The sequence below is a fragment of the Psychrobacter sp. JB193 genome (genome assembly GCF_002285555.1).
Classification (GTDB): Bacteria; Pseudomonadota; Gammaproteobacteria; order Pseudomonadales; family Moraxellaceae; genus Psychrobacter; species Psychrobacter alimentarius.
In genome coordinates this window covers 328,687-337,515 of the sequence record NZ_NRGY01000003.1, presented here as the reverse complement: position 1 = coordinate 337,515, position 8,829 = coordinate 328,687, and the positions used below count along the sequence as shown (strand labels likewise).

Here is an 8,829-nt window from a genome sequence, read left to right as displayed (position 1 = left end):
CCATGACCACACCAAACAATCAGCAAACCGATTATATCAGTCCGACCCCAATAATGACGCCTGCTGAGCGTCAATGGCAAAAGCTGTGGCAAGATATTGAAGACGCGGGTGGCCGTTATCAATATATCCAGCAGCAAATGCTACAGCACGGGTTTATGGTTGAGCGCAAACCCATAGATACGATGTCGCCAAAAGAGCGCGAACGCTATAAAAAATCCCTTAAAAAAGAAGCCGCTGAAGAAAAAACCCTCAAAAAAATGGCATGGCAAGCCTATAAATCACAGCATATCGTTTATCTGGGGCGCCACATTTATTGGTCAGATGACACCAGCATCGATAAATGGGACACTAAAGATGCCAGCAATCGACTCATTGACAACAAACTGCCCCTCATCAGCAAGCATACGCAATTGGCAAGCGCCGTCAATCTGACAGTGCCACAGTTAAAAGGTTTGTGTTATCAAAGAGAGGTGGCAACCAATATCCCTTATACGCATTTTACGATTAATAAGCGTAACGGTACGCCTCGGCAGATATGGTCACCCATTCCTCGACTCAAATTCGTTCAGCACTGGATTTTAGAGAATATCCTAAATAACTTAATGACGCATGGAGCCGCTCACGGGTTTGTTCGTGGCAAATCCATTATTACCAATGCGGCGGTACACACTAATAGTACCCTACTGATCAAACTGGATGTAAAAGATTTCTTTCCAAGCGTGCACTGGCGCCGCGTCAAAGGCGTGTTTCGCCATGCAGGTTATCCTGAGCAAATCGCCACTTTGCTGGCTTTGTTGTGTACCGAATCGCCAAGGCAGATGGTGCAACAAAATGGCAAAACCTATTACGTGGCGCTTAGTGACAGAGCGTTACCGCAAGGCGCGCCGACCAGCCCTGCTTTAACCAATATCGTTTGCGTCAATCTTGACCGACGGCTAACAGGACTGGCGGACAAGATGGGTTTGCGTTATAGCCGCTATGCCGATGATCTGACTTTTAGCCTACCAGACAACGCTACCAGCACCAAAAACACCGTCCAGCCTGCTGATCATAATCAACTCATTGGGCAGCTATTGGGTTCTGTGCATAAAGTTTTGCGTGAAGAAGGTTTTAACTTGAACAATGATAAGACACGCGTTATTCGTATGGGCAATCAGCACACTGTCACTGGCATGGTGGTCAATGGCGAGGGCGTGCCACGCGTACCGCGCAAAATCAAGCGTATGCTGCGCGCCTCCCTGCACAATCTAGCGTCAGATCAACCCTTACATGACGGCGAGACGCTTGAAACCTTATCAGGGTACGCCGCTTGGATTGCCTCTGCGGAGCCTGAATTGGGGCAAAGATACTTGAAGAAAATTGAGGCGCTACGAGACCAAGGTAAGCTATCCAAGGCGAAAAGCCATACGAAAGCTGACATAGTCGCTTAAAGGTATTAAAATCATTATTAGAGATAGGTAAAACCAAAAAATGGTTTTGCTTATCTCTATTGTAGTCAACATATTATTGTGCCACACCTTCTTCTTTTAAATACTCGTACAGCCCTTCTGCAAATTGTCGATAGCCTGTTGCATTGGCGTGAATGCGATCAGATTTTAGCGTGTCATCTGACAATATTTCTGACCAGCCGTCTGAATATAACGGCACCTTTTTTGCTTCAGCAATCTCTTCATATATCGGATTATCACTTGCCTTACCAAACAATGCACTGGTGCTAATGTATGGCTCTGCAATGAGAACGACGTCGATATCCTGAGACTGTAATGTATCGATAGTGGCATTAATATTAGTTCGCGTGGTCTCGGGCTGAATACGTTGTAATACATCATTACCACCCACACCCAGCAGTACTAAATCAGGTGCTTTTTTGGCCACTTCCTCTACTCGAGCAAGTACATCTGCGGACGTATCACCATTGACACCAGCATTGATGACTGTCCATGTCGTCAGTTCAGAAAGCACCATAGGGTAAGCCATCTCTAGATCTGCGCCATAACCATAAGTTAGCGAATCCCCAAGCGCGATAACGGTACTGTCTGCTGGCAAGGCGTTTTGTTGAGGGTTACTGCTACAGCCACTCATATTGATAGTGGCGGCAAATCCCAGACTGACCAGCGCCAAAAACTTACCACGTATCTCCATACTTGCTTCAATCCTATTTTTTATACCAATTGAGTTAAATTTATCAGAATTAAAATGAGATATCTTAAAACCTATCATTTAACGCTTGTTGTATGTTGATCAGTATCCGTTGTATAGTTTATCTAGGAGATAGACTACCTGTTGGGCACCATACAAGTGCTCTGCTGTAAAGCATACTAAAAAAACCGCAAAGTTTTGATGAGCTCCAAAACGGCAAAGGACAATACCGACTGGTAGCAAGTTCTGTCGGCAATTGGCTGGACAATACCAGCATTGATGCCTTGAACCATCTCAACGAGCAAGCTGCCGATATATTTTATCGTAAAGGGGTGACCTTTACGGTCTATAGTGATGCTAAAAACATTGAGCGCATGATTCCATTTGATATTATTCCCCGTATCATCGCGGCAAGTGAGTGGCGTCAGATAGAAGCGGGCTGTAAGCAGCGTATTACCGCCCTCAATGCGTTTTTGCATGACATTTATCATGACCAAGCCATTATGAAAGCTGGCATTGTTCCTGCCAGCTACGTCTATGCCAGTGGTTGTTACGAGCCATGGATGATAGGTATTGAGCTTGATAAGCCCATCTACTCCCATATCAGTGGTATTGATCTTATTCGAGATGAGTCGGGTCGGTTTTGTGTGTTGGAGGACAACCTACGCACCCCTTCTGGCGTCTCGTATATGCTTGAGAGCCGAAAAATATCAGAGACGCTATTATCTGATCAGTTTTCACAAAGCTCTATCTTGGGCGTCAGTGACTATCCACAGCGCCTCAAATCCTGTCTTGCCAGCTCAACCAGTAAATACGACCCACAGATAGCTATCTTAACGCCAGGACGTTTTAACAGTGCTTATTATGAGCATGCTTTTTTGGCACACGAGATGAACGTACCCTTAGTACATGGCTACGATTTGATTGTCGAAGACAGTAAAGTCTACATGCAGGGCATTCGCGGTAAAGTGCAGGTCGATATCATTTATCGCCGCATTGACGACCCTTATATTGACCCTTTGGCGTTTCGCTCAGACTCTATTTTGGGAGTGTCAGGACTCATGAGTGCCTACCGTGCAGGCAACGTGGTCATTGTCAATGCACCCGGAACTGGCGTGGCCGATGACAAAAGCTTGTACCCTTTTGTACCAGATATGATTAAGTTTTATCTGGGCGAAGAGCCTATCCTACCTAATATCGAAACATACCAGTGCCGTAAACCAGATGAACTCAAATACGTGCTGGATAATTTAGATAAACTGGTTGTCAAAGAGACACAAGGCTCGGGTGGTTATGGCATGCTTATTGGCCCCACCTCTACTAAGCAAGAAATCAGTGATTACCGTCAGCGTCTTTTAGACAATCCAGCTGGATTTATTGCTCAGCCTACGATCTCACTTTCCACCAATCCTACTGCTGTCAGTGACGGGATTGCACCGCGTCATATTGATTTGCGCCCCTTCATATTGAGCCATGGTGATGGCTCAGTGGACATTGTACCTGGCGGTTTGACGCGAGTGGCCATGGTTGAAGGCTCTTTGGTTGTCAACTCGTCACAAGGCGGCGGTATCAAAGACACGTGGATTATCGACGACAGCAATTTGACGTCATCATCTAGGCAAATGGTCAAAAAATCAGACAACCAACTGGATAAACAATCGATAGAAGCAATCACCGCAAGTCACTCACATTATCATGATCCTGTGCAGCCGCTTGAAGCAGGTTATGAAAATCCTGACAATGCACCAATGATATTGCTGCTATCTACCGCCAATCATCTGGTGTGGCTCGGTCGCTACAGTGAGCGATTGTACTATTATGACAGCATCATCAAACAATTGGTGAAAGGCAATATTAAAAAAACACAGTTGCAGCATCTGATTAACCATTTGGGTTTTAACGTTGATCCAAACCAGCCATTAAAGTCGATAAAAGCTCAGATGCTGAGTGACTTGGAACAAGACAAGATACCCAATATTGTCCAATCTATTGAGACCAATGTGCAAGAAGCCAAAGGTGTCATCGGTAAAGATACCGCTGAGCTGTATAACCTAATTAAAAGATTGTCTAGCGCGGGCACGTATCGAGCGGCGACGCTACAACTACACGCCTGTAATGCTGCGATGGCGCAAGAGCATCCTATCGTCACGTGCTTTTGGCAATTGGGGCGGCATTTTGAACAACTGGAGCGTACGGTATTTCTCAATGAGGACTCAGTCAATATCAGCCTTGAATTCAAGCACTGGATCAATAAGCTACCAGAAAATACACGCTGGCGTGAGCTGATTCGTCTAACCAATCAGATGATTAAATCGCAACAGCTTAGCGACTTTCAGCTCTTGAGCAAAGAATGCAGCACAATATTGCAGCAAGGGGTCTAACGCAGCATCACTTAATAACAAAACCCTGAGTGCGGAACAATCAGAACAATAGGAGATGCTATGAAACTTCAAATCAGTCACCAAACCAACTATTATTACGATGAGCTGGCACATCGAAGTGTGCAATATATCCGCATGACGCCCATGCAGCTGCCACATCAAATCATTCATCAGTGGAACGTCATGCTACCCAAGGTAGCCACCAGTCAAAAAGATGGCTTTGGCAACGACTGGCTGACACTCAGCCGTAATGAGGCGCATAACAATCTACAAATGCAAGCGTCCGGTATTGTCGAAATTAATACGAGTACAGAGCGATTAGAGGATATGGACCATGTTCCCTATCTGTTATTTACCGTACAAAGCCCTTTGACAGCGTGCTCAGAAAATATGCGGGCATTTGCAGCGCCTTATCTAAAAACGCTGACTCATGACAGTCTAAAGGCGATGGCCGCTGAGCTACTCACAAAAGTGCCTTATATCAAAAACCTCACTCATGTCGGCACAACGGCTGCTGAAGCTTTTGAAATTGGCGCCGGCGTGTGCCAAGACCATACCCACATCTTTTTAGGGTGCTTACGAGATCAGCAGATTCCAGCGCGCTATGTATCAGGCTATCTCTATGATAATACCGAGAACCACATGGCCAGTCATGCATGGGCAGAAGTATGGCTAGATGGCTACTGGTACACATTTGATATCTCAAATCAGTTGTTCCAGCCAAGCTCTCATGTGTACGTCGCCATTGGCCGCGACTACTTAGATGCAGCGCCTGTACGCGGTGTAAGGATGGGCGGTGGTTACGAAAATCTTTACAGTCAGGTACTGGTTTCAAGATTATCATAAATTATTTTCTACGCTCATTTTTACCAAGGATTTGTTATGACTTATTGTGCTGCCATTCGTCTCAAAGAAGGGATGATTTTTGCCAGCGATACTCGCACCAATGCAGGGGTTGATCACATCTCAACCTTTAGAAAACTGTACCAATATGGCGTTGAGGGTGAGCGCTTTATGGTGCTACAAACCGCTGGCAGTTTGGCGACGTCGCAAGCTGTGTTTAATAAACTGCAAAGCGATATTAATTTACGTGCAGAAGGTAGCCTCAACACTGTCTCATCGCTGTTTGATGGGGCGCAAATGGTTGGTGAATGCATGCGTAACATCATGGCAAACGCGCAGAGAGTGGCTAATGATAACAATAGCCGCACGTTTACCAGCTCATTTTTATTGGGTGGTCAAATCAAAGGGCAACCGCCCGAGCTATACATGATCTACCCTGAGGGCAACTGTATTAGAGCTACAAGAGACACGCCATTTTTTCAGCTGGGCGAAAGCAAATATGGTAAGCCGATTCTTGATCGCTCAGTCAGATATGACACCAATGTCAATCATGCAGCTCAAGCGTTGATGCTGTCTTTTGACTCCACCCTACACTCCAACTTGTCCGTCGGTATGCCCATTGATTTTGTGATTTATGAAAACGACAGTCTGATGTTACCAAAAGGCCGCCGTATCGAAGAAGACGATGAGTACTTCAAGACCATTAGCCGTCAGTGGTCAGCCGCCTTGCGTAATACCTTAATTGAATTGCCTGAATGTCCAGACAACTATTGGGGCTAGGTTATCCCGTATTACGAAACCCAATCTAAACCTTTGCCATTACACCAATAAAAATGGGGCGGTGCGACTGTCTTCTGATTGGGCGACATCCCTTGGCGTGCCCTGAGCAACAATTAGCCCGCCCGCATCCCCTGCTCCTGGCCCGATATCAATAATCCAGTCGCTATTGCTGGCCACTTGCATATCATGCTCAACCATGATGACCGTGTTGCCAGCATCGACGAGATCATTTAACTGCGTCATTAGCATGGACACATCAGCGGGATGTAGACCAGTGGTGGGTTCATCTAATATGTACAAGGTATCGCCTCGCTGTATACGTTGCAATTCAGTAGCAAGCTTGATGCGCTGTGCTTCCCCGCCTGATAGCTCCGTCGCTGGCTGACCCAAACGCAAATAGCCCAGTCCAACTTGTAGTAGCGCGTCCAATGCCCGCACAATAGGCACCTCATCAACAAAAAACTCGTGAGCCGCTTCTACGGTTAAGTCCAGCACCTCAGCAATGTTCTTATCTCGATACGTGACCGCTAAGGTTTCTTTATCATAGCGCTGCCCATGACACACTTGGCAAGGTGCATAAACGCTTGGTAAGAACAACAGCTCAACACTGACAAATCCCAACCCTTCGCAATTTGGACAGCGGCCTTTTGTCGTGTTAAAAGAGAAACGCCCAGCATCATAACCACTAGCTTTTGCTTGCTTGGTTGCTGCAAACAGCTTACGTACATCATCAAATAAACCAGTATAGGTTGCCAGATTCGAGCGCGGCGTCCGTCCGATCGCCTTTTGATTGATATTAATCAGACGACGGATATGCTCCATACCAGATATGATTTCACCACCTGTTACCGCTTCAAGCTCTTGCTCAAGCAAATCTGCCTCCCCTATAGGGGCCTCCGCAACCGTTTTTTGTCCCAGTGCCTCATTGATGAGCTCGACTAATGCTTGACTGACAAGGCTCGATTTTCCTGAGCCTGAGACCCCAGTGACACTCGTCATTACCCCAAGCGGAAACGCAACGTCTAAACCTATTATGTTGTTGCGCTCGATGTTTGCAAGCTTAAGCCATGCTGTCGGCTCTCTGGTATCAGATTTAGACTGAGCGTTAGAGATTGTATCAGCAAAGAGGTATCGACCCGTATGCGACTGTGCAACCTCACGCAGTCCCTCTACAGGCCCACTATAGACAATCTCACCGCCATGCATGCCAGCCTTTGGTCCGACATCGACGATCCAATCGGCATGTCTGATAACACTCACGTCATGCTCAACGACAAACATAGAGTTGCCAGACGCGATGAGCTCATCCAGTGCCCCGAGCAGCGCTTGCGTATCAGCAGGATGAAGACCTGCGGACGGCTCATCAAGGACATAAACCACGCCAAAAAGCTGCGAGCGAATCTGGGTTGCCAGTCGCAATCGCTGAAGTTCACCAGGAGATAATGTGGGTGTCGTACGCTCAAGCGATAGATAACCCAAACCAAGCCTGGTCATTGCCTCAACACGAGAGAGGATGTCATTAGTAATACGCTGTGCAACGATGGCTTTTTCGCGGTGTGGTGTGTCATCAGTTACTTTAGTCCGCGCTGTTTTCTCAAGTTTAATGGCCATTTCAGTTAAGGTTAGCTGTGACAGCTCACCGATATCCAATCCAGCAAACTTGACGGACAGCGATTCTTTTTTGAGCTTTTTGCCATGACACTCTGGACACTCAGAGATTTGCATAAACTGCGAGACACGTTTTTTGGTACGCGGGCTTTGAGTTGTAGCAAAAGAATGTAAAATAAAGTTTTTGGCACTGGTAAAGGTGCCCATATAATTTGGCTTCTCCCCATTCTCAATCGCCTCGCGCGTTTGCTCAATATTGTACTCAGGATAAACGGGCACGGTTGGCGTGTCATCGGTAAACAAAATCCAGTCGCGCGTTTTTTTGGGCAGTGTGTGCCAAGGTTTATCGATATCATAGCCGAGTGTGGTCAATATGCGGCTAAGATTTTGACCTTGCCATGCTGGCGGCCATGCCGCAATCGCCCGCTCACGGATGGTCTTCGTATTATCTGGTACCAACAATGCTTCAGTAACTTCAAACACACGACCAATACCTGAGCAAGTCGGACAAGCACCGTCTGGCGTATTAGGAGAAAACGCGTCGGCATATAGCATCTCTTGGTTGGCTGGATACTCTCCTGCTCGTGAATACAGCATACGCAAACCGTTGGATATAGTGGTTACACTACCGACGGACGAGCGTACTGAGGGCGTACCGCGCTGCTGTTGTAGTGCCACAGCTGGTGGCAATCCTTCGATGCTATCGACATCTGGCTCATCGACTTGATCAATCAGTCGTCTTGCATAAGGAGATACCGAATCAAGATAACGCCGTTGTGACTCGGCAAACAACGTCCCAAACGCCAATGATGACTTCCCTGAACCTGATATACCCGTAAAGACCACCAGTGCATTGCGAGGTAAATTAACATCGACGTTCTTTAGGTTATGCACGCGCGCACCCCTTACCTGAATGTTTTCTTGGTCAGGGTTGTATAGAGCGTTTTTCACGATACTTGTTTTATTTGTTTTTTCTAATTCTTTTTGGCTTGCCATAATACTATTCATTCCTGTTGAGTCGTCGTTTATTCCCGAAGGTTCTATTTTTTGTACAACTGGCAGAAATGTTAACACGTAC

6 protein-coding genes are annotated in these 8,829 nt (G+C 46.5%); 4 read left to right on the top strand and 2 right to left on the bottom strand.

Annotation, left to right across the window (positions count from 1 at the left end):
- The first annotated feature begins 2 nt into the window (after nucleotides 1-2).
- Nucleotides 3-1,430 (top strand): reverse transcriptase family protein, encoded by a 1,428-nt coding sequence (locus tag CIK80_RS14610; protein ID WP_218830339.1) that lies wholly within the window; start codon nucleotides 3-5, stop codon nucleotides 1,428-1,430.
- 73 nt (nucleotides 1,431-1,503) lie between these two features.
- Here the strand turns inward: CIK80_RS14610 and CIK80_RS14605 are convergent, their stop codons facing one another.
- Nucleotides 1,504-2,142, bottom strand: a complete 639-nt coding sequence (locus tag CIK80_RS14605) for a GDSL-type esterase/lipase family protein (RefSeq protein ID WP_095570612.1) — start codon at nucleotides 2,140-2,142, stop codon at nucleotides 1,504-1,506.
- A 281-nt stretch (nucleotides 2,143-2,423) separates the two neighbouring features.
- Between CIK80_RS14605 and CIK80_RS15595 the strand changes: the two genes are divergently transcribed.
- The 3 genes from CIK80_RS15595 to CIK80_RS14590 are packed head-to-tail and all read left to right on the top strand — an operon-like array spanning nucleotide 2,424 to nucleotide 6,143.
- Entirely contained in the window at nucleotides 2,424-4,520 is a 2,097-nt protein-coding gene (locus CIK80_RS15595; protein WP_343286960.1) for a circularly permuted type 2 ATP-grasp protein, read from the top strand.
- Between the two features lie 60 nt (nucleotides 4,521-4,580).
- Entirely contained in the window at nucleotides 4,581-5,366 is a 786-nt protein-coding gene (locus tag CIK80_RS14595) for a transglutaminase family protein (protein WP_062844599.1), read from the top strand.
- 36 nt (nucleotides 5,367-5,402) lie between these two features.
- Nucleotides 5,403-6,143, top strand: a complete 741-nt coding sequence (locus tag CIK80_RS14590; RefSeq protein ID WP_095570610.1) for a peptidase — start codon at nucleotides 5,403-5,405, stop codon at nucleotides 6,141-6,143.
- A 39-nt stretch (nucleotides 6,144-6,182) separates the two neighbouring features.
- Here the strand turns inward: CIK80_RS14590 and uvrA are convergent, their stop codons facing one another.
- Complete coding sequence (gene uvrA, locus CIK80_RS14585) at nucleotides 6,183-8,747, bottom strand: excinuclease ABC subunit UvrA (protein WP_095570609.1); 2,565 nt, start codon at nucleotides 8,745-8,747, stop codon at nucleotides 6,183-6,185.
- Nucleotides 8,748-8,829: the final 82 nt, after the last annotated feature.

What these genes read in the sequence shown, in the direction of transcription:
- CIK80_RS14610 (WP_218830339.1), top strand. Translation starts at nt 3, where the DNA reads ATGACCACACCAAACAATCAGCAAACCGATTATATCAGTCCGACCCCA.
- CIK80_RS14605 (WP_095570612.1), bottom strand. Translation starts at nt 2,142, where the DNA reads ATGGAGATACGTGGTAAGTTTTTGGCGCTGGTCAGTCTGGGATTTGCC.
- CIK80_RS14595 (WP_062844599.1), top strand. Translation starts at nt 4,581, where the DNA reads ATGAAACTTCAAATCAGTCACCAAACCAACTATTATTACGATGAGCTG.
- CIK80_RS14590 (WP_095570610.1), top strand. Translation starts at nt 5,403, where the DNA reads ATGACTTATTGTGCTGCCATTCGTCTCAAAGAAGGGATGATTTTTGCC.
- uvrA (WP_095570609.1), bottom strand. Translation starts at nt 8,747, where the DNA reads ATGGCAAGCCAAAAAGAATTAGAAAAAACAAATAAAACAAGTATCGTG.